The sequence below is a fragment of the Embleya sp. NPDC056575 genome (assembly GCF_042793325.1).
Lineage (GTDB): Bacteria > Actinomycetota > Actinomycetes > Streptomycetales > Streptomycetaceae > Embleya.
The window spans coordinates 8173-29976 of the sequence record NZ_JBHTVA010000106.1 but is presented as its reverse complement, the minus strand read 5'-3'; the positions used below and the strand labels follow the sequence as shown (position 1 = coordinate 29976).

General features: G+C 74.9%; 10 protein-coding genes. 8 read left to right on the top strand and 2 right to left on the bottom strand.

Annotated elements, in window-relative coordinates; genetic code table 11:
* Positions 1-212 precede the first annotated feature (212 nt).
* Entirely contained in the window at positions 213-1577 is a 1365-nt protein-coding gene (locus ACFRCG_RS45190; RefSeq protein WP_380042498.1) for an ABC transporter substrate-binding protein, read from the bottom strand.
* A 402-nt stretch (positions 1578-1979) separates the two neighbouring features.
* Here ACFRCG_RS45190 and ACFRCG_RS45185 point away from each other — a divergent pair, with 402 nt between their 5' ends.
* Entirely contained in the window at positions 1980-3767 is a 1788-nt protein-coding gene (locus ACFRCG_RS45185; RefSeq protein ID WP_380042497.1) for a glycoside hydrolase family 35 protein, read from the top strand.
* Here the strand turns inward: ACFRCG_RS45185 and ACFRCG_RS45180 are convergent.
* The gene (locus tag ACFRCG_RS45180; RefSeq protein ID WP_380042496.1) at positions 3718-4677 is read right to left on the bottom strand and encodes a LysR family transcriptional regulator; all 960 of its coding nucleotides are present in this window, start codon (positions 4675-4677) and stop codon (positions 3718-3720) included. The two genes, ACFRCG_RS45185 and ACFRCG_RS45180, sit on opposite strands and share 50 nt — an antisense overlap.
* Before the next feature lie 528 nt (positions 4678-5205).
* On the opposite strand from ACFRCG_RS45180, the gene ACFRCG_RS45175 reads away from it, so the two are divergent.
* Genes ACFRCG_RS45175 through ACFRCG_RS45145 form a run of 7 tightly spaced genes read left to right on the top strand, consistent with a single transcriptional unit; the run spans position 5206 to position 21804 of the window.
* The gene (locus tag ACFRCG_RS45175) at positions 5206-12174 is read left to right on the top strand and encodes an SDR family NAD(P)-dependent oxidoreductase (protein ID WP_380042495.1); all 6969 of its coding nucleotides are present in this window, start codon (positions 5206-5208) and stop codon (positions 12172-12174) included.
* Positions 12171-16706 (top strand): beta-ketoacyl synthase N-terminal-like domain-containing protein, encoded by a 4536-nt coding sequence (locus tag ACFRCG_RS45170; protein WP_380042494.1) that lies wholly within the window; start codon positions 12171-12173, stop codon positions 16704-16706. The genes ACFRCG_RS45175 and ACFRCG_RS45170 overlap by 4 nt, the downstream gene beginning before the upstream one ends.
* Positions 16703-17017 (top strand): acyl carrier protein, encoded by a 315-nt coding sequence (locus tag ACFRCG_RS45165; protein ID WP_380042493.1) that lies wholly within the window; start codon positions 16703-16705, stop codon positions 17015-17017. The genes ACFRCG_RS45170 and ACFRCG_RS45165 overlap by 4 nt, the downstream gene beginning before the upstream one ends.
* Positions 17014-17859: an alpha/beta fold hydrolase gene (locus ACFRCG_RS45160; protein WP_380042492.1), complete on the top strand. Its 846-nt coding sequence runs from the start codon at positions 17014-17016 to the stop codon at positions 17857-17859. Before ACFRCG_RS45165 ends, ACFRCG_RS45160 begins: the two co-directional genes overlap by 4 nt.
* Positions 17856-19019: a glycosyltransferase gene (locus ACFRCG_RS45155; protein WP_380042491.1), complete on the top strand. Its 1164-nt coding sequence runs from the start codon at positions 17856-17858 to the stop codon at positions 19017-19019. Before ACFRCG_RS45160 ends, ACFRCG_RS45155 begins: the two co-directional genes overlap by 4 nt.
* Positions 19013-20908, top strand: coding sequence for a methyltransferase domain-containing protein (locus tag ACFRCG_RS45150; protein WP_380042490.1), 1896 nt, complete (start codon positions 19013-19015; stop codon positions 20906-20908). Before ACFRCG_RS45155 ends, ACFRCG_RS45150 begins: the two co-directional genes overlap by 7 nt.
* The gene (locus ACFRCG_RS45145; protein ID WP_380042489.1) at positions 20905-21804 is read left to right on the top strand and encodes a hypothetical protein; all 900 of its coding nucleotides are present in this window, start codon (positions 20905-20907) and stop codon (positions 21802-21804) included. Before ACFRCG_RS45150 ends, ACFRCG_RS45145 begins: the two co-directional genes overlap by 4 nt.

Genomic DNA, 21804 nt, shown 5'->3' with positions numbered 1-21804 from the left:
GCGGCCGGGGGGCTCGCCCCTGCGGGCGGGGGCCCGGGGGGGGGGGGGGGGGGGGTGGGGGGGGGGGGGGGGGGGGGGCGGGGGGGGGGGGGGGGGGGTGGGGTTGGGGGGGGGGGGGGGGGGGGCCGCGGGCGCCCCCCCGCCGCGCGAGGTGACGCGCGGCGGCGGGGCACGGTGCGGACGGGCCCCGGCGTCGGGGTGGTGTCGCCGGGTCAGCCCGCGGCGGCCTTCAGGCCCTTGTCCTGGATGGCCTTGATCGTGGTGCCCTGTACGCCGGTCAGCGCGTCGGCGAGCTTGCCGTTGCCGGCGCCGGCCTTGCCGACCCGGTCGGTCAGGTCGGCGGAGACCTGGGTCATCGTGGGGCCCCACTGCCAGCCGGTCGGGGCCTGCGCGGCGGAGTCCTTGAAGATGTCGTAGATCTTCGCGTTGCCGAAGTACGCGGAGGGCTGCTGCATCGCGTCCAGGCTCGCTCCGGCGGTCGCCGCCGGGTAGATGCCCGCGTCCTTGACCAGCGTGGTCAGGCTCGCGGGGTCGCTGCTCATCCAGTCGGCGAAGGCGACCGCGGCCTTGGTGTTCTTGCAGCCCTTGAGCACGGCGGTGCCGGAGCCGCCGATGTTGCCGGTGGTCTTGCCGCCGGCGTCCCACTGCGGCATCGGCGCGACGGCCCACTTGCCCGCGGCGTCCTTGGCGTTCTCCTCCAGGAGCGCGGTGAACCAGACCGGGCCGACGTAGCTGGCGACGCTGCCGTCGCCGAACCGCTTGTACCAGTCGGGGGTGAAGGTCGGGTCCGAGGAGACGGCCTTCTTGTCGAGCAGTTGCTGCCAGTACTGGGTGACCTTCTGCGTGCCCGGTTCGGTCATCGAGACCTTCCAGGTCTCGCCCTCGGGCTTGAACCAGCTGCCGCCGTTCTGCCAGGCCATGCCCGCGTACCACCACGGGTCGTTGCCGCCGAACGCCGAGTAGGCCACCGACGGGTCGGCCGTGTGCACCGTGTCGGCCTGCCGGGCGAACTCGTCCCAGGTCTTGGGCGGGGTCAGGTTGTGCTTGGCGAACACGTCGGTGCGGTAGAACATCGCGACCGGGCCGGTATCCACCGGGATGCCGTAGGTCTTGCCCGCGACGCTCATCTGCGACCAGGCGCCGGCGGAGTACTTGGCCTTGATCGCCGCGGCCTCCTTGTCGACGTCCTGGAGCGCGCCCTCGACCAGGAAGCTGGGCAGCGTCTCGTAGCCCATCTGGGCGAGGCACGGCGCGTTGTTCGCCTTCACTGCGGCGAGCATCTTGGCGTAGCCGCCCTTGGAGCCGGGTTCGACCTTGTTGTAGTTGACCCGAATGTCGGGGTGGGAGGCGTTGAACGCGCTCACGGCCTTCTCATAGGCCGGGTTCCAGCCCCAGAAGTCGAGCTGTGCGGTGCCGCCGGACGCCTTGTCGCCCTGGGCCGCCTTGTCGGCGCCGTCCTTGTTGTCGCCGGAGTCCGAACCGCAGGCGGTGAGCGCGGTGAGCGCCGCGACGGTGACCGCGACGGCTGCGCGGCGGGCCGTCCGGCGGCCTCTGCGCGGGCGGGTGCTGGCCCACATGGGGTGGCCGTCCCTTCGGGGAATGGGCGGGGCTCGACAAAGCCCGGCACGTGATCGGAGACAGGATGCAGCGGAGAGACGATGGAGTGGTGGGGAGAGCCGGTGGAGGCTGTCTGGCCGCCGATCATGTGCCCTGCCCGACAAGGCGTCAACGGGTTGCCGCGCGGATCGTGCTTTTGTCGAGGTGATCCGCGAGAAAAGTCCAAGTGCGAGGTCACCGAATGGCAAGGTGGGTGAACCAGAGAGTATCCATCCAGGTCGGAGAGCCGCGGGCATGGGTCGAGGGGTCCGGAAAAGTCCATGCTGCCGTCGAGAAGAGTGCATGTCCGGGCCGTGTGCCTCGTGCACGATGATCCGGACCCATCGCACCGCGTCTACACCGCATCTGCACCGAGGAGCGTCTTGACCACCCCCAGCCTTGTCCCGAGTCGAGACGGCTTCACCCTCGACGGCAGGCCGTTTCGTTTGCTCGCCGGTGCCCTGCACTACTTCCGCGTCCACCCCGCGCAGTGGGACGACCGACTGGCCCGGCTGCGCGGCCTGGGCCTGAACACGGTCGAGACGTACGTCGCCTGGAACCTGCACGAGCCGACCCCGGGCACCTTCGACTTCACCGGCGGCAAGGACCTGGTCGCGTTTTTGCGCGCGGCCGAGCGCCAGGGGCTGAAGGCGATCGTGCGACCCGGCCCGTACATCTGCGCCGAGTGGGAGTTCGGCGGCCTGCCCGCCTGGCTGCTCAAGGACCCGGGGATGCGGCTGCGCTGCTCGCACCCGCCGTATCTGGCAGCGGTGGACCGCTGGCTGGACGCGGTGATGCCGCTGGTCGAACCGCTGCTCGCGGAGCACGGCGGGCCGGTGATCGCCCTCCAGGTGGAGAACGAGTACGGCAGCTACGGCAACGACGTGGCCTATCTGCGGCACCTGGTCGACGGGATGCGCCGGCGCGGCGCGAGCGGGCTGCTGTTCACCTCCGACGGGCCGACCGAGCCGATGCTCCAGGGCGGCACGGTGGCCGGGGTGTTGCCGACGGTGAACTTCGGCTCGCGCGCCGCCGAGTCCTTCGCGGCGCTGCGCCGCTGGTCGCCGGACGGGCCGCCGGTGTGCATGGAGTTCTGGAACGGCTGGTTCGACCACTGGCGCGACCCGCACCACGTGCGGGACGCGGCGGACGCGGCGGGCGTGCTGGACGACATGCTCGCGGCCGGCGGGTCGGTGAACCTGTACATGGCGCACGGGGGCACCAACTTCGGGCTGATGAACGGCGCCAACGAGGTCGACGGCGCCTATCAGCCGACGATCACCAGCTACGACTACGACGCGCCGATCGGCGAGGCGGGCGAACTCACCGAGAAGTATTGGGCGTTCCGCGAGGTGATCGGCCGCTACGCGCCGCTGCCCGACGAGCCGCCGCCGGCGCTGCCGGCGCGCGTGAAGCTCGGCGAGGTCGCGCTGCCCTCGGCCGCGCCGCTGCTCGCGCACGTCGAGGACCTGTCCGCGCCGGTGTACTCGCCGAACACGATGACCATGGAGGAGTTGGACCAGGCGTACGGCTTCACCCTGTACCGCACCTGGGTCAGCGGCCCGCGTGAGAGTGCGCCGCTGTGCGTGGACGGATTGGCCGACCGGGCCCAGGTGTTCCTCGATGGGGTGCCGGTCGCGGTGCTCGATCGCAGCGAGGGCGGCACCGCCTCGTGCGAGTTGTCCGTGCCCGCCGGTGGCGCGCGGCTGGATCTGCTGGTGGAGAACTGCGGCCGGATCAACTACGGGCCGGGCCTGCACGACCGCAAGGGCATCACCGAGGGTGTGCGGTGGGAGCGGCAGCGCCTGTTCGGCTGGCAGATGTATCCGCTGCCGCTGGACGCGTCGCGGGGGCCGGTGTTGCCGGACGCCTCGGGGCCGATCCCGGCGGGTGTGCCGGTGGTGCGCACCGGCACGTTCGAGGTCGCGACCGTCGGCGACACGTTCGTCCGGCTCGACGGCTGGACCAAGGGCCTGGTGTGGATCAACGGCTTCCTGCTCGGCCGCTACTGGTCCGCGGGGCCGCAGCGCACGCTCTATGTGCCGGCGCCGGTGTTGCGGGAGGGGGAGAACACGGTGACCGTGCTGGAGCTGCACGGTCCCGGCGGGGCGCACGTGACCTTCACGGACACTCCCGACCTGGGCGAGCCCGCGGCGGCGCCGGTCCTGTAGCCGGACGGTCCCCGGGGGCGACGCGGTCCGCGTCCGGTTCGCCGACCCCGCCGCGGCGGGCCAGGTCGACGAACAGCCGGGCCGAGCGCTCCCGGGAGTCCTCGCGACAGACCAGCATGATGCCGCGCCACAGCGGCGGGTCGAGCGAGCGGATCGAGGCCGCGTCGCCGAAGACGTCCTCGGCCACGTCCCGGTACCACAGCAGCGAGCCCTCGCCGTTGAGTACGCCCGCGACCCAGTTGACCCGGTCGTTGTGCTCACAGCGGGCGAGCGGACGCACGCCCATCTCGGCGAACATCGCCTCGAACTGCGAGCGCCGCTCGCTGCCGCGCTCGGGCAGCACCATCGGCAGGCCGTGCAGCGCGCTCCACGGCACCGGGTCGGACAGTCGGGTGTCCGGCGGCGACACCAGCACCACCTCGGTCTCGGCGAGCCGGTAGGTGCGCAGATCGCCGGGTCCGGGTGTGTCGGCCACCCCGATCGCGGCGGTACCCGCACGGACCGCCGCGAGCACCGCCTCGCGCCCGTCGTGCCGGGTCACCTCGATCGGCGCCTCGGGGTGCTCGGCGGCGAACGCCGCGACCAGGCGGGCGACATGGCCGATCGCGAGGGTGGACGTGGTGGCCACGGTCAGGGTCGGCTCGGACACCGTGCCGACCGGTCGGCCGATGTCCTCGATCGCGGTGACCGTATCGAGCACCGTGCGGGCGAGCCGGACCACCCTGGAGCCCTCGGCGGTCAGGCCCACCGTGCGCCCCTCGCGTACGAACAGCTCGGCTTCCAACTCGTGTTCGAGCGCCTTCAGGGCACGGGACAGGGCCGACTGGGCGACGTAGAGGGCTTCCGCGGCCGCGGTCATGGTGCCGAAGTTCGCGACGGCGACGAGGTAGCGCAGCTGCTGGAGGGTCACGCACCGCACCATAACGGTCACGCCGCCCACACCGGCAGGGTTCGAAACGGGCAATTCGCATACCTGGTCGAGCCGTCGGGATGCCGGTGGCGGATCGGCAGGGCATGGGTGCATGCCGTACGGGCAAGAGTCGTCGCCGTTCCGGAACCGGGATCGTGGTCGGTCCGCCGGGCCGGGGCGCCGGGTATCGGCCGGGTATCGCCCCGATGTCGCCCGGGTGCCGCGGGGTTCGACGGGCGTTCGTGGGGGTGTTCGCGAGCGGAGCGGCGACGGCCGGTTCGTCGTTGACTCCTGGATGTCCGAAACCGACGATACGGCCCGGTGGTTCGACGGCGGCCGATTTTTCGATTCCGTACCGCTTTCCACGGTTGCACGGTCTTTCCACCACGACATGCACGTTTTCCCACCGCCACGGACGCCCGACTCGGGCGTCGCCGGGGCAATTCGCCGTGCCTGATCGTACGTTCACGCCCCTGCCGCCCGCACCGACCGGTTCCTGGCTGGTTTCCCGGATGGAGGCACTTGCCCATGACGTCGACGTCCCCGCGTCGCGATCAGGTTCTCGCGGTGAGCCCCCTGGGGCGCCCCGACGCCCCAGTCGTGATCGCCGCACATCGGGCCGGCGCGCTCGCGGTGCTCGACCTCGGCCGAGAACGCGGGCCGGCGCTGGCCGAGTTGGCCCGGGCGTGCGTGCTCGCCGGCTTCGGCGTACGGGTGCCGGTGGGTTGTCCGCTCGGGCCGCGGGAGCTGCCCGAGCGGGTGGACACGGTGCTGCTCGCGCCCGACGCGCCGTGGTCGATCGCCGACGCCGGTCCCGGACGGCGGGTCCTGGTCGAGGTCACGTGCGCCGAGCAGGCGCACGCGGCGGTGGCCGGCGGCGCGGCGGGGGTGATCGCGCGAGGCGCGGAAAGCGGCGGCCGATGTGGTGAGTTGACCACGTTCGTGCTGCTCCAGCAGTTGCTCGCGGACGTGCGGGTGACGGTGCCGGTCTGGGCGGCCGGCGGGATCGGGCCGCACACCGCCGCCGCGGCGGTCGCGGGCGGCGCCGCCGGGGTGCTGCTCGACACCCAGCTGGCCCTGGTCGCGGAGAGCGCGCTGCCGGGCGATGTGGCGGCGGCGGTCCGGGCGATGGACGGCAGTGAGACGGTCGTGATCCGGGGGCATCGGGTCTATCGCCGGCCGGATCTGCCGATCGACCGCCTCGTCGCGGCGGCGCCCGGCGATCTCGGCCTCGCGCTGGGCGCGGGCGGACTGCACCGCGAGTTGTTGCCGGTCGGGCAGGACGGCGGGTCGGCCGCCCGGCTCGCGGATCGGCACGGCACCGCCGGTCGGGTGGTGTGCGCGGTGCGCGAGGCGATCGTGGACCACCTGGCCGCGGCCGCCCGGCACGGCGCGCGGCTGCGGCCGGTACAGGGGCCGATGACGCGGGTGAGCGACCGGGCCGCCTTCGCCCACGAGGTGGCCCGGGCGGGCGGGTTGCCCTTTCTCGCGCTGTCCCTGCTGCGCGGCCCCGAGGTGCGCGCGCTGCTCGCGGAGACCGGCGCGCTGCTCGGTGATCTGCCGTGGGGCGCGGGGCTGCTGGGCTTCGCGCCGCCGGAGTTGCGCGAGGAGCAGGTGGCCGCGGTGCTCGCCGCCCGTCCGCCGTACGCGCTGATCGCGGGTGGTCGGCCGGATCGGGCCGCGCCGTTGGAGGCCGCCGGGATCCGCACCTACCTGCACGCGCCCTCCCCCGGGCTGCTGGGCCAGTTCCTGCGCGAGGGTGCCCGGCGATTCGTCTTCGAGGGCACCGAATGCGGCGGGCACGTCGGGCCGCGCGCCAGTTTCCCGCTGTGGGAGGCGCAGGTGGACACCCTGCTCGCGTTCGCCGAACGGCACGGCGGCGCGGCCGGGTTGGACCTGCTGTTCGCGGGCGGGATCCACGACGCGCGCTCGGCGGCGATGGTGGCCGCGGCGACGGCGCCCCTGGTCGAGCGCGGGGCCTCGGTCGGCGTGCTGATGGGCACCGCGTACCTGTTCACCCGCGAGGCGGTGGCGGGCGGGGCGATCGTGCCCGGGTTCCAGGCCGCGGCGGTCGAGTGCGCGGCGACCGCACTGGTCCAGACCGCGCCCGGGCATGCCACGCGCTGTGCCGACACCCCGTTCGTGGCCGCGTTCGAGGCCCGCCGGCGCGATCTGGAGTCGCGTGGGGTGCCGGCCCGCGAGGTGTGGGCCGAGTTGGAGCGGCTGAACCTGGGCCGGTTGCGGATCGCCGGCAAGGGGCTGCGCCGGGAGGCGGACAGGCTGGTCGCGGTGGACCCGGACGCGCAGCGCCGGGAGGGCATGTTCATGCTGGGTCAGGCCGCGGTGTTGCGGTCCGCGCCGACCGACGTGGCCGCACTGCATCGCGAGGTCACCACCGGGTCGGCCGCGTGGCTGGCCCGCCGGGTGCGCGAGGTGGGCGGGGCGGACCGACCGGCCCCGCCCCGGCCGCAGGACGTGGCGATCGTGGGCATGGCCTGTGTGCTTCCCGGCGCGCCGGACCTGGCGAGCTATTGGCGCAACATCCTGGCCGGCGTGGACGCGGTGACCGAGGTGCCGCGCGAACGCTGGGACACCGAGCGGTACTTCGCGCCGAGCACCGAACCGGGCGCGACCGCGCGCGGTTCGGTCCGCGGTGCGGCGCCCGGGGCGGTGCCGGCCGGGCGGACGCCGTCCAAGTGGGGCGGGTTCGTACCCGCGATCGGCTTCGACGCGACCGGCTACGGCATCCCGCCCGCCTCGCTCGCCGCGATCGAACCGGCCCAACTGCTGGCGCTGCACGTGGCGTCGGGGGCGCTGGCCGACGCCGGGTACGGCCCCGGGCGGGCCTTCGCCCGGGAGCGGACCTCGGTGATCTTCGGCGCCGAGGCGGGCACCGACCTGGCGGGCGCGTACGGCTTCCGGGCGTTGTTCCCGGGCTACTTCGGCGCGTTGCCGGCCGATCTGGACCGGCAACTGCCCGCCCCCACCGAGGACTCCTTTCCCGGCGTGCTGGCCAACGTGATCGCCGGCCGGATCGCCAACCGGCTCGATCTGGGCGGGGTCAACTTCACCGTCGACGCCGCGTGCGCGGCCTCGCTGGCCGCGCTCGACCTGGCCTGCAAGGAACTGAACACCGGATCCAGCGATCTGGTCCTGTGCGGCGGGGTGGACACCCACAACGGGATCAACGACTACCTGATGTTCTCCTCCGTGCGGGCGTTGTCGCCGACTGGGCGGTGCGCGACGTTCGACGCGGACGCGGACGGGATCGCGCTGGGCGAGGGCGCGGTGTGCGTGCTGCTCAAGCGGCTCGCGGACGCCGAGCGGGACGGCGACCGGATCTACGCGGTGGTCAAGGGCGTCGGCGGATCCAGCGACGGGCGTTCGCTCGGGTTGACCGCGCCGCGCCCCGAGGGCCAGCGGCGGGCCCTGGAACGCGCCTACCGGGCGGCGGGCGTGTCGCCGGCGCGGGTCGGCCTCGTCGAGGCGCACGGCACCGGGACGGTGGTCGGCGACCGGGCCGAACTGGACACCCTCACGGAGGTGTTCACGGCACATGGGGCCACCCCCGGCACCTGCGCGGTGGGCTCGGTGAAGTCGCAGATCGGCCACACGAAGTGTGCGGCGGGTCTGGCCGGGCTGGCCAAGGCGGCGCTCGCGGTGCACTTCGGGGTGCGTCCGCCGACGCTGCATCTGCGCCGACCGCCGGACGCGGGGCCGTTCGTGTTCGACAACCGGGCCCGCCCGTGGACGGCACCGGTGGGCGAACGCATCGCGGGGGTGAGCGCGTTCGGCTTCGGAGGCACCAACTTCCATGCGGTGCTGGCCGGTTCGGAGCCGTCCGGGGTGAGCGGGCCGGGTGGTGCGGATGCCGCGTGGCCGGTCGAGCTGTTCTGCTTTCGCGGCGCGGACCGGGCGGCGGCACACGCGGCACTGGATCGGCTGGCGGCGCGGCTGGACGCGGGCGAGGACCTGCCGTTGCGGGGGTTGGCGGCGATCGCGGACGAAGTGGTAGAGCCCGGGTCGAGTGCCGAAATCCCGGTGCGGATTGCCTTCGTTGCCGCTGATCACGCGGATCTGCGGGTGAAGTTGACCCTGGCCCGGGCGGGGGCGGTCGATGTTGCCGGTGAGATCTTCCACCGGAAGGACGCGGAGGCCGCGACGGAGGCCGGGGTGGAGGCCGGGCTCGGCACGGAAGCGGAGGCCGGGGTGGGTGGGCAGGTGGCGTTCTTGTATCCCGGGCAGGGGAGTCAGCGGCCGGGGATGCTCGCCGATCTGTTCGCTCGCTTTCCCGAACTGTGCGACGGACTGCGGGACATCGATCCCGAGTGTGTGCGGGCCATGTTTCCGGCGGCGGCGTTCGACGCGGAGGAGCGGGCCGCGCAGGCGGCGCGGCTCACCGATACCCGCCGGGCGCAGCCCGCGCTCGGGGTGGCGGCGGTCGCGTTGACCCGGCTGCTCGACCGGTTCGGGGTGTGGCCGGACCAGGTCGCGGGGCACAGCTACGGCGAGGTGGCCGCGTTGTGGTCGGCGGGCGTGCTGGCCACCGGGGACCTGGGCCGGCTCGGCGAGGTCCGCGCGGCGGCGGTGCTGGCCGCCGCCGGCGCGGAACCCGGCGCGATGGCGGCGGTCACGGCCGGCGCGGACCGGGTGGCCGAAGTGCTGGCCGGGCTCGACGGCGTGGTGCTCGCGAACCGCAATACGCCGACCCAGACCGTGGTGTCCGGCCCGGAGGCGGCCCTGACCTCGGCGATCGCCGCGCTGGCCGAGGCGGGCCTGTCGGCCCGGCGGCTGCCGGTGGCGTGCGCGTTCCACAGTCCCGTGGTCGCGGCGGCGGCCGACACCCTCGCGGTCGCCGTCGCGGACCTGGACGTACGTCCGCCCAGGATCCCGGTGTGGTCCAACGGCACCGCGGCGCGCTACCCGGACGCACCCGCCGACATCCGCGCGCTGATGGCCCGTCAGGTGGCCGAGCCGGTGCGGTTCGCCGAGCAGATCGAGGCGATGTACGCGGCGGGGGTGCGGATCTTCGTCGAGGCCGGACCGGGTCGGGCGCTGACCGCCATGGTCGGGGCGATCCTCGGCGACCGGCCGCACACCGCGGTGGCCTGCGACGTCCCCGGCGAGGACGGGCTGCGCCGACTGCTCACCGCGCTCGCCGAACTCGCCGTCGCCGGCGTGCCGGTGCGGGTCGCGGGCGGACTGGCCGGGCGGGTGCGGCCGGAGGACGTCGAGCCCGGCCCACGACCGGCCTGGACGGTGGACGGCCATCTGGTGCGGACCGCCGACGGCCGGCCGGTGGCGGGTGGGCTGCGCCCGGCGACCCCGGTGGCCCCGCCGCCCACCGGGCCGGCGGTCGAGTCGGGTGTACCGGAGCGCTCGGCGCGGGACACGGTGCTGCTCGAATACCTGGCCGGCGCGCGGGCCGCGGTCGCCGCACAGCGTGAGGTGCTGCTCGGCTACCTGGGCGTACCGGGCGGGGTTCCCGAGTCGCCGCCGATCGCGCTCGGACCGGAGCCGACTCCCGTGCGGGTGGAGCCGGCTCCGGTCCGGGTGGAACCGGCCGCACCGACCGGGCCGCTCACCCGCGCGCAGGTGCTGGACGTGGTCCTCGACATCGTGGGAACCCGGACCGGCTACCCGAAGGACATGCTCGATCCGGCCCTGGACCTGGAGGCGGACCTGTCCGTCGACTCGATCAAACGCACCGAGATCATCGGCGAACTGGCGCTGCGGCTGCGCCTTGCCGGCGGCACGGGCGCGGGCGTGGTCGACGCCGAGCCGGTCGACGCGGAGGTGATCGAGCGGCTGGCCAGGGTCAAGACGATCGACGCGATCGTGGCCGGGGTGCTGGAGGCGGGGTCCGCCGGGAACGAACGGGCCGTGCCGATCGAGCCGATGGTGCACGAGCCCGCCGCTCCCCTCGCCGGCCGGCCCACCCGGCATGTCGTGGAGTGTGTGCCGGTCGAAGAGCCGCCCACGGTGGCGCCCGGCGACCCGGAAGGCCCGCTCCCTGGCGCGCGGTTGCGTGGCCGGCGTGTGGTGCTGGTCGAGGACGGGAGCGGCATCGCCTGGGCGTTGGCCGATGTACTGGCCGCGCACGGGGTCGTGGTGGAGTCGCGGGCGCGGGATCGGGTCGAGGCGGGTGCGGATCCGGGCTGGGCGGAGGTGGACACGCTCGTACACCTCGGCGCGCTCGCCGACGGTCCCGACCCCGTGTTCCCGGACGCCTTCCCGCTGTTGCGGGACGCGCTCGTGGCCGGCGTACGGCAGGTGTTCCTGGTCACCGCCGGCGGCGGTCGGTTCGGCCGGGGTCCGGATGCCGCCGGGCCGGATCCGGTGCCGGGGGCGGGGTTGGCCGGGTTCGCCCGGGCCGCCGCGCTGGAGTATCCCGATCGGGTCGTCCGGGTCCTGGACCTGGATGCCAAGACCGAGCCCGCCCGGCTCGCCCACCGACTCCTGGTCGAACTGGGCCGCACCCCCGATCGGCCCGAGCCCGGCGCGCCGGTCCTGCTCGGCCTGGCCGGCGAACACCGGGTGACCCTGCACCCGCGGCCGGCGCCGCTCCCGGACCTGCCGCCCGCCGACCGGGACGCCCTGCTGCGCGAGCGTGTCGGCCCGGCCTCGGTGGTGCTGCTGACCGGCGGCGCGCGGGGCATCACCGCCCGGGCCGCGATCGGCCTGGCCCGGGCCACCGGGTGCCACATCGAACTCCTGGGCCGCACCGGCCTCGACGACGAGCCGGAGCCGGAAGCGCTGGCCGCCGCGCCGGACGCGCCGGCGCTGCGGGCCGCGTTGATCGCGGGCGGGATGCGCGAACCGGCTCTGATCGAGGCCGAGTCGACCCGGATCCTGCACCGCCGCGAGGTGCGGGCCACGCTGGCCGAGGCGGCCGAGCACGCCGCCTCGGTACGGCTGCACACGGCCGACGTCACCGACGCCGACGCGGTCCGCCGGATCCTGGCCGGCATCGCCGAGCGGCACGGCCGGTTGGACGGCATCGTGCACGGCGCCGGTGTACTGGCCGATCGGCTCCTCGCGGACAAGAGCGCGCAGTCGTGTCGGCGGGTGTTCGCCACGAAGGTGGCCGGGGCCCGGGCCCTGGTCGCGGCGCTGCGCACACTGCGCCCGACCCTGGCGCCGCCGGCGTTCCTGGCCATGTTCGGCAGCGTGGCCGGGGTGTACGGCAATCGGGGCCAGACCGACTACGCGGCGGCCAACGACGCCCTGGCCACCCTCGCGTGGCACTGGTCGGCCGGGTCCGACGACACCCTCGCGCCGGTGGCCCGGCGTGTGGTGACCGTCGACTGGGGTCCGTGGGCGGCGACCGGCGGCGGCATGGTGACGGCCGAGTTGGCCCGCGAATACGCCCGGCGCGGCATGCCGTTGATCGATCCGGAACACGGTGTGCGGGCGCTGCTGGACGAACTGGCCGCCGGTACGGACCCGCAGGCCGTGTACGTCTGCCCGCCGACCGACGGGTCGGTGGCCGGATGAGCGCGCGCGGCCCGCGTCCGGACGATGCGGCGATCGTCGGGATCGGTGCGATCTTCCCGGGCGCGGCCGGGCCCGACGCGTTGTGGCGGCTCGTCGAGTCGGGGGTGGACGCGATCACCGACGTGCCGCCGCATCGGTGGGATCCGGCACTGCACTACGCGCCGGGCACGGCCGGCGAGCCCGCTCGCGGCGATCGGTTCTACTGCCGGCGCGGCGGTTTCGTGGACGACCTGGCCACCTTCGATCCGGTGCGCTTCGGCATCATGCCCGCCGTGGTCGCCGGCGCCGAACCGGACCAGTTGCTCGCGCTGCGGGCCGCCGCCGAGGCGATCGCCGACGCGGGTGGCGAGGCCCGACTGCCGGACCGGTCCCGGGTCGGCGTGGTCTTCGGTCGTGGCGGCTACATGGGCGTGGCCACCGCCCGGCTCGATCAGCGGGTGCGCACGGCGCATCAACTCGCCTCCCTGATCGGCGAGTTGGCGCCGGAGTTGGATCGGGACCGATTGACCGCGATCCGGGAGGCGTTCCAGGCGTCGCTCGGCCCCGAGCGCCCCGAGGCGTCGATCGGCCTGGTACCCAGTTTCACGGCGTCCCGCATCGCCAACCGGCTCGACCTGGGCGGGCCCGCCTACACGCTGGACGCGGCCTGCGCGACCTCGCTGCTCGCCCTGGACCAGGCCGCCGCCGAGTTGCGGTCCGGGCGTTGCGACGCGGTGATCGCGGGTGCCGCGCACCACTGCCACATCGCCACGTTGTGGAGCGTGTTCACCCAGTTGCGGGCGCTCAGCGCGAGCGAGCGCATCCGGCCGTTCGACCGGGCGGCGGACGGCACGCTGATCGCCGAGGGCACCGGCGCGGTGTTGCTCAAGCGCTTCGCCGACGCCGAACGCGACGGCGACCGGGTGTACGCGGTGGTGCGCGGCGTCGGCGTGTCGAGCGACGGCCGGGCCGCGAGTCTGCTGAGTCCGCTGGTGGACGGGCAGGTCCGAGCGCTCGAACAGGCTTGGCTGGCCGCCGGGTTGGACCCGACGGAGCGCGGTCTGCTCGGTTTGGTCGAGGCGCACGGGACCGGTACCCCGGTCGGGGACGAGGCGGAACTCGTCACGCTGGGCAAGGTGTTCGGGCCGCGCGTGGGCAACGGGCCGGCGGATGTCGCGCTCGGCACGATCAAGTCCAACATCGGGCACACGATGCAGGCGTCGGGGATGGCCGGCCTGCTCAAGGCGGCACTTGCGCTGCATCACCGCACGTTGCCGCCGACCCTGCATGTCGACGACCCGCATCCGGGCTTCGCCGGCACTCGGATGCGCCCGCAGGGGCGGGCCGAGGCGTGGCCCGTCAACCCGGCGGGCGGGCGGCTGGCGGCGGTCGACGCGTTCGGCTTCGGCGGGGTGAATGCGCACGCGGTGCTGGAACAGCCGCCGGCGGGGCGGGCGGTGGCACTGCCGACCGGGGGCGGGTGGTCGGTGGGCGAGGGCACGGGCGAGTTGCCCGATGTGCTCACGCTGGCCGCCGATTCGGTGCCCGAGTTGCTCCGCCTGCTCGCCGACCGGGCGGACCAGGGCGGGTCGAGCGGGTCGACCGGTTCGGCCGGATCCGCCGGCCCCTGTCGGCTCGCGGTCGCCGATCCGACGCCGAAGCGGCTCGCGCTGGCCGCGCGTGCCGTGGAGCGCGGGGTGCCGTGGCGCGGCCGGGCCGAGATCTGGTTCACCCCGCGTCCGCTGCTCGGGCCGCACGCGGCGAATCCGGGGCGGGTCGCGTTCCTGTTTCCCGGTCTGGAGCCGGAGATGTCGCCGCGCCTGGACGACCTGGCCGACGCGTACGGCCGGCCCCGGCCCGAGACCACCGGCGCCGAGGACCTGGTCGGCCGGGCGGTGGACGCGCTGACCGCGGGCCGGTTCCTGGCCGCCGAGCTGGAGGAGGCGGGCCTGGTACCGGATCTGCTGGCCGGGCACAGCATGGGCGAGTGGACCGCGATGGTCGTCGCCGGGATGTACCCGCGCACGGCGGTCGACGGCTTCCTCGCGTCGCTGCGCCCGGACTCGCTGGACGTCCCGGACCTGGTCTACGCGGCGGTGGGCTGCGGCGTCGCGATGGCCGAACGGCACGTGGGCACCGAGCCGGTGGTGGTCTCGCACGACAACTGCCCCAACCAAAGCGTGATCTGCGGTCCGGCCGAGGCCGTCACCGAGGTGCTGGGTCGGCTGCGCCGGGAGGGCGTGATGGGCGGCGAACTGCCGTTCCGCTCCGGCTTCCACACCCCGATGTGGGCGCCCTACCTCGGGCAGGTGTCCGACGCGTTCGAGCACCTGCCCCTGTGTACCCCGCGCCTGCCGGTGTGGTCGGCGACCTCCATCGCGCCGTATCCGGCGGACGCCGCCGCGGTTCGCGAACTGACCGTGCGTCATCTCCTCGAACCGGTGCGGTTCCGGGAGCTGATCGAGGAGTTGTACGCGGGCGGAGTGCGGGTGTTCGTCCAGCCGGGCGCGGGCAGCCTGGTCGGCTTCGTGCACGACACCATGCGCGGCTGCGACGCGCTGGCCGTGGCCGCCCACTCCACGCTGCACCCGGGTCCGGCGGGCTTTCGCCGAGCGCTGGCGGCGCTGTGGGTGGAGGGCGCGGCGATCGATCCGCGGGGGCCGGTACGAACGGGCCTGCCCGCGACCGCGCGGGAGTCCGGGCCCGGCATCGACCGCGTCGCCGCACGACCGCCCGCCGGGCCGATCGTCCGGCTCGATCTCGGCTCCCCCGTGGTCGCGTTGGGACCGGCCGCCGGGTCGCTGCGGCTGAGCGGTACGTCCCGCCCGCCCGCCGGCTCCACGCATCCGGTGCTGGCGGCGTTCCACGCGACGCTCGCCGACGCCGAGCGCACGGTGGCGGCGGCCATGGCAGCGGGCATGGCCGGCGAAGCCGAGGCGCCCGGGTTGCCCGCGCCGCCGCCCGGAGGCGACACCGACACCGGCTCGCGCCGGGCGTACCGCTTCTCGCTCGTCGACCACCCCTACGTCCGCGACCACTGCGTCTACGAGCAGCCCGAGTGGTGGCCGGACCCGGCGGATCGTTTCCCGGTGGTGCCGATGACCACGCTGATCCGGCTGGCCGGCGACGAGGCGCTGAGCGCGGCCGGGCCGGGTCGGGTGGTCGTCGGGTATCGGGACGTGCGCTCCCTGCGCTGGTTGCCGGTGGCCCCGCCGACCGACACCGAACTGGTCCGCACCACCGTGGACCCGGACCGGATCCGGATCGCGTTCGGCCGGTACATGTCCGCCGAGGTGCTGCTCACCGACGAGACCGCCGTCCGTCCCGGGCCTGCCCCCGACCGCACACCGCTGACCGGCGAGGGCCCCGCGCCGGTGCGCGCGCCGGATCTGTACGGGGACCGCTGGATGTTCCACGGACCCGGATTCGCCGGGGTCGAGCAGGTGCTGACCGTCGCCGACGACGGCATCCGGGGCGTCCTGCGCGCGCTGCCCGCGCCCGGGGCGCTCCTCGACGCGGCCGGGCAACTGCTCGGCCACTGGATGCAGTTGCGGTTGACCACGGACCGCCTGGTGTTCCCGATGTCGGTGGCGGCGATCGACGGGTACGGACCGGAACCCGAGCCGGGCGCACAGCTGTTGGCCACCGCCCGGATCCGGGAGGTGGGGCCCACCACGGTGCGCGGCGACGTCGAGTTGGTCGACCCGGGCACGGGTGCGGTGCGGATCCGGGTGCGCGACTGGGTCTATCGCCGGTTCGCCGCCGACGAGCGGGTGTGGCCGATGAAGTTCACCCCGCACACCACCGGCATCGCCGAGCCGCAGGCGCAGGGCTGGTGCCTGCTGCGCACCCGGTGGCCCGACCCCGCCGCGCAGGACCTGGTGACCCGCCGCTACCTGGACACCGCCGAGCGGGCCGAGTTCGCCGCCCAGGCACCTCGAGACCGCCGAGGGTGGCTGCTCCGGCGGGTCGCGGCCAAGGACGCGGCCCGGCAACACCTGTGGGCGCACGGGCACGGCCCGCTGTACCCGGCCCAGGTCCGGATCGACACCGCCGACCCCGGCCGCCCGCTCGCGCACGTGGTCGCCGAGCCCGACGCCCCCGCCCCGACCCCGCTGCACGTCGCCATCGCGCACGAGCACCGCCTGGGGGTGGCTGTCGCGGGCCCGGCACCGCTCGGCATCGCCGTCGCCCGCCTGGATCCCGAAGGCCCACCCCCGGCACCCGACACATACGACCCGCCGGCCGCGCTCGTGGGATCCGACAGCGAGCCGCCCGGGCTGTGGGCGCTGCGCTTTCGCTGTGCCAGGGAAGCGGCCGACCGGGCGGCCGGCACCGACCACCCGGCGCACGTGGTAACCGCGGCCCGGCCCGTCGGCCCGCACGAGGCCGAGCTGTCCGTCCGCCCCGCGGCGGCCGACGGCGCCGAACTCCTGGTCCACACCCGGGACGTCACCGATCCCGACGGCACCCGGATCGACCACTACGTGGTCGCGTGGACGAGCACCCGGCAACCAGGAATCCCCACCACCTCACATGGGAGCACCCGATGAGCGCGGACCCGCACGCCGACCGGATCCTGGCCGAGGTGGCCGGGATGCTCGCCGAGATCGTCGGCGAGGAACTGCTGATCGCCGCCGAGATCACCCCGGACAGCGGCTTCGACGACGATCTGGCCCTGGAGAGCATCGAGTTCGTCGCGCTGGCCGGCCGGCTCCAGGAGCGCTACGGCGACCGGGTCGACTTCATCGCCTTCCTCGCCGACCTGGAGATCGAGGAGATCATGGCGATGACGGTCGGCCGCCTGGTCGAGCACATCGCGGCCCGTACCCGCGCCGAGGCCGTCGGTGGTGCCGGTCGATGAGCGAGGTGCACGCGAACGGCCTGCGCTTCCACGTCCAGCGGTTGTCCCCACCCGCCGACCGGCCCGCACCGCGCACGCCGGTGGTCTTCCTGCACGGTCTGGTGTTGGACAACCTCTCCAGCTTCTACTACACGCTCGCCGCACCGGTCGCCCGCGCGGGTGCCGAGGTCGTGCTCTACGACCAGCGCGGACACGGCCGCACCGAGCGGCCCCGCGGAGGATACGACCCGGACAGCGCGGTCGCCGACCTGGCCGCGCTGCTCGACGCGTGCGACGTACCGACCCCGGTACACCTGGTCGGCAACAGCTTCGGCGGCCTGATCGCGCTGCGCGTCGCCCGGTCCAGGCCCGACCTGGTGGCGAGCCTGGTGCTGATCGAGGGCCAGTGCCTGGACGTCGCGGCCGGCACCGAACCGTACGCCGGCGGCTGGGTCGAGGAGATGGCCAACACGCTCAACCTGGCCGCCCTCGGCCTGGCGGCGCATCCCGGCCCGGAGCGGTTGCCCGTGGGGCCCGCGCGCAAGGCGGCCCGACTGCGGGCCGGCGCCGACGCGCTCCTGAACGGCACGACCCTGATCGAGGACGTCACCCTCCTGCGCGCCCCGACCGAGGCCGAACTCGCCGAGGTGGCCTGTCCGGTGCTCGCCCTGTACGGCGAGTTGTCCGAACTGGCGCCGCCCGCACGGCGGTTGGCAAAAGTGCTCCCGCACTGCACGCTCACCGTGCTGCCCGGCGTCGCGCACACCGTGCTGCGTGAGGCCACCGCGCCCGTACTGGCCGCGCTGCTCGACTGGTTGCCCCGGCACGAGCGGGTGTCGGTGCGGCCCGGGGTCGGCCGATGAGATTCATGTTCGTGGTGCCGCCTTTCGCCGGCCACGTCAATCCCACCGTCGCGGTCGCCGCCGCACTCGCCGAGCGCGGGCACGAGGCGGTGTGGTGCGGGCCGCCGGAGATCCTGGACCTGCTGCCGCTGGGCGCCCGCTTGTTCGCCACCGCCGACTCCCCCGGCGCCCCCGGCGGGTACGCCCGACTGCACGCGAGGTGGCAACGGCTGCGCGGGGTGCGCGCGTTGCGCTTCCTGGTCGAGGAGACCCTGGTCCCGCTCGCGCACACCATGCTGCCCGGCGTCGCGGCGGCCGTGGCCGGCTACCGGCCGGATGTGGTCGTGGCCGACCAGCAGACCTTCGCCGGCGCCTTCGCCGCCGTCAAAGCCGGCGTGCCGTGGGCGACTTCGGCGACCACTTCGGCCGAGTTCACCCGGCCGCTGGTGGGTTTTCCGAAGATCGACGACTGGGTGCGAACCCGGATCGCCGAGGCGGCGGTGGCGGCCGGGGTACCCGGCGACTGCGATCCGCGCTTCTCGCCCCGACTGGTGCTGGTCTTCTCCACGCCGGAACTGGTCGGCCTGAGCGATCCGGTCCCGGCGCACCACTGCTACGTGGGCCCCGCGTTCGGCCGCCGCCCGGCGACGGTGGACTTCCCGTGGGACCGGCTCGATCCGGATCGCCGGCACGTCCTGGTCTCGCTCGGCACGCTCAACCGCGACGCCGGCGACCGGTTCTATCCGGCCGTGGTGGCCGCCACCCTCCCGCTCGCGGATCGGCTCCAGCTGATCCTGGCCGCGCCGGAGCGGCTGGCCGGGGCGCCCGCCGAGCATGTCCTGGTCCGCGAGTTCGTCCCGCAACTGGCCCTGCTCCCGCACCTGGACGCGGTGGTCACGCACGGCGGCCACAACACGGTGTGCGAGGCGCTGGCGTTCGGCCTGCCGCTGGTGCTCGCCCCGATCCGGGACGACCAGCCGATCGTGGCGCGCCAGGTGGTGGCGGCCGGCGCCGGGGTCCGGGTGCGCTTCGGGCGCGCGCACGTACCCGAGTTGCGCGCGGCCGTCACCGACGCGCTGGACCGCCCCGAACTGCGTGCGGGCGCCGCCCGGATCCGTGCCTCGTTCGCCGCGGCCGGCGGCGCCGACGCCGCCGCCGAACGTCTGGAGAAGCTGTGCTGAATCCCGTGGACGGACCGTTCCCGTGGCTCGCCCTGCTGATCGGGCTCGGCCTGGCCGGTGGCACGCGCACGCTGCGGCGACGGCTGCGCGCGTTGCCGACGTTGCCCGAATTGCCCACACTGGCCACCGCATCGACGCGGGACCGGCCGACCGGCCCCTGGACGTGCGTATCCGCGACCGGTGTTCACCCGGACGAGGCCACCATCCGCGCGGGAGTCGCCCACGCCGAGCAGCACGACCTGCTCCTGCTCGACCTCGTTCCCGGCGACCTGCCCAGCGACGAACTGCTCACCCTGCTCGCCCGCGTGGACCCGGACCGCATCCACCGCGACCCGCTCGCCCGCGGCCGGGGCGCGGGCCACGCGCTGCTCGTGCACCAGGACGTGCTGCGCCGGGCCGCGGTACCGGGCGACGACCTGGCCGACCTCGACGGCCCCGCCCTGATCGAACTCATGGTCCGACTCAAGCCGTTCGCCGCGCTCGGCACCGGGCACGCGGTCGCGCCCGGGCTGTCCGCGACGCGTCCCGACCCCGCGCTGCGCAAACGTCGGCTGCGGGCGAGCGGGGTGCCGGTGTGGCCGACCCTGATCGGCAACCCGGGTGAGGCCGCCGCGTACGCCGGTGCGTGTGTGACCAGCCCGTTCTGGGGTGCGGTGGTCTTCCTGGCCATGTGGACGCAGCCCTTCGCCGTGGTCGCCGGCCGCTCGCCGGTGCGCCCGCGCGACCTGGGCCGGGCCGGCGCGCTGCGTCCGTTCCTGGCCGTGCCGCGCTGGCTCCGCGCGGTCGCCGGGCCCCGTCCGACCGCCGCGGCCAAGCGGCCGGCGCCGGATCCGGCGGCGCTGCGCCCGGCGTACGAGCGTGGCGTCGCCGACGGCCTCGACGCCTTCTTCGAGGACCGGCGCGACACCTGCCCGTGGTGCGGCTCGGACCGGCTCGCGGTGCACCGCCGGGTCCGCGACCACCTCCAGGGCAAACCGGGCCGCTTCACCCTCGAACGGTGCCGGGACTGCACGCACGTCTTCCAGAACCCGCGTCTGTCCCTCGCCGGACTCGACTACTACTACCGCGACTTCTACGACGGTCTCGGCGGCGCGGGCGCCGAGGCGCTGTTCGGCACCATGTCGCGGACCTACCGCGCCCGTGCCGAACTGCTGCGCCGACACACGCCGGAGGACTGCGGCCCGCGCGCCTGGCTGGACGTGGGCACCGGCCACGGGCACATGTGCGTGGTCGGCCGCACCGTGCTCCCGGACACCGTCTTCGACGGCCTCGACATGGGCGACGGGGTCGCCGAGGCCGAGCGCCGCGGCTGGATCCGGACCGGGTATCGCGGCCAGTTCCCCGAACTGGCCGACGACTTGGCGGGCGGCTACGACGCGGTGGGCATGCACCACTACCTGGAGCACACCCGCGATCCGCTGGCCGAACTCGACGCCGCCGCCAAGGTCCTGGTGCCGGGCGGCCGGTTGCTGATCGAACTGCCCGATCCGCAATGCCGGTACGGGCAGTTGCTGCGCGGCCTGTGGTTGCCGCTGTTCCAGCCCCAACACCAGCACCTGATGCCCTGGCGCAACCTCGAAGCCGCGCTCCACGCGCGGGGGTTCACCGTGCTCGCGCGCGAACACGGGCGGGCGCACCAGGGCAACGACTTCACCGGCGCGGTCTCCCAGGCCCTCACCGCGCTCGGGCCCAACCCCGCGATGCCGTGGGTCCCCGGCGGCCCGACCCCGCTGCGCCGGGCCCGCCGCGCCGTGCTGGTCACGCTGTCCGTGCCGTGCTTCGTCGTGGCCGTGCTGCTCGACGCCGTGGGCGCGCTGCTCGCCCGCGTGGCGGGCGAGCAGGGCATGAGCAACGCCTACCGTCTCCTCGCCCGAAAGGATCCGGGATGACCCGCCCGCACAGCGACCCGCCGACGGCGGCGGCGCTGCCCACCGCTCGCGGTGCGGCGCCCGTGTTGCGCCTGGTGCCGTTCGCCTTCACACAGGCGTTCGGCCGACCGCCGGCCGGGGTCTGGTCCGCGCCGTACGTGCTGCGCCGGACCGGCTCGCGGGCCGGGGCGGGCACCGCCGTGGCGCTGTCCTGGCGGGTGGTGGTCGCCGCCGCGCCGCGCGCCGACGGGAGGTTGCGGCTCGGCTCGATCGACCGGCCGGACGAGGGTGTCGAGGTGGACCCGAGGGGCGACGTCGGCCCGGTCCCGGAGTGGGTCCGCCCGGTGCTCGCGGGCACCACCGGCGCGGGTGGGCTCGATCTGCTGGTACACACCGACCTGCCGGAGTGCGCCGGGCTGTCCGCGGCCGTCCCGCTGGCCTGTACGGCGGCGCTGATCGAGGCGGCGTTCCACGAACCGGAGCCGGGAGATGCCCATCGGTCCCGCATCCGGCTCGCCGATCCGCCGTTGGGCGCGGCGGCGTTGTTCGCCAGGCTCGGCCACGTGATGGTGTTCGGGGGCGATGCCGGCGTGCCCGCCCACGTGCCGTTCGACCCCGACGGGCTCGGCCTGCGCTTCGTCCTGGCGGTGCCGCGCCGGGCGGGTGGCGCGGTCGGCGGGCCGTCCACCGGGCGGAGCGCCGGGCCGATCACCGAGCCCGCCCGCAACGCCCTTGCCGCCGGCGCGATCGAGGCCCGCCCGCTGCCGGACGCGGACGGGCCCACGATCGCGGTGGTGCCCGGCGCCGCGCTCGCGGCCGTCCGCCGGGCGCTGGTGCACACCTACACCCGCGCCGGCGAGCCGGCCCCGCGCGTCCTCAGCGCCGCGCTCGGATCCCCCTGCACCCGGGTCGCGTAG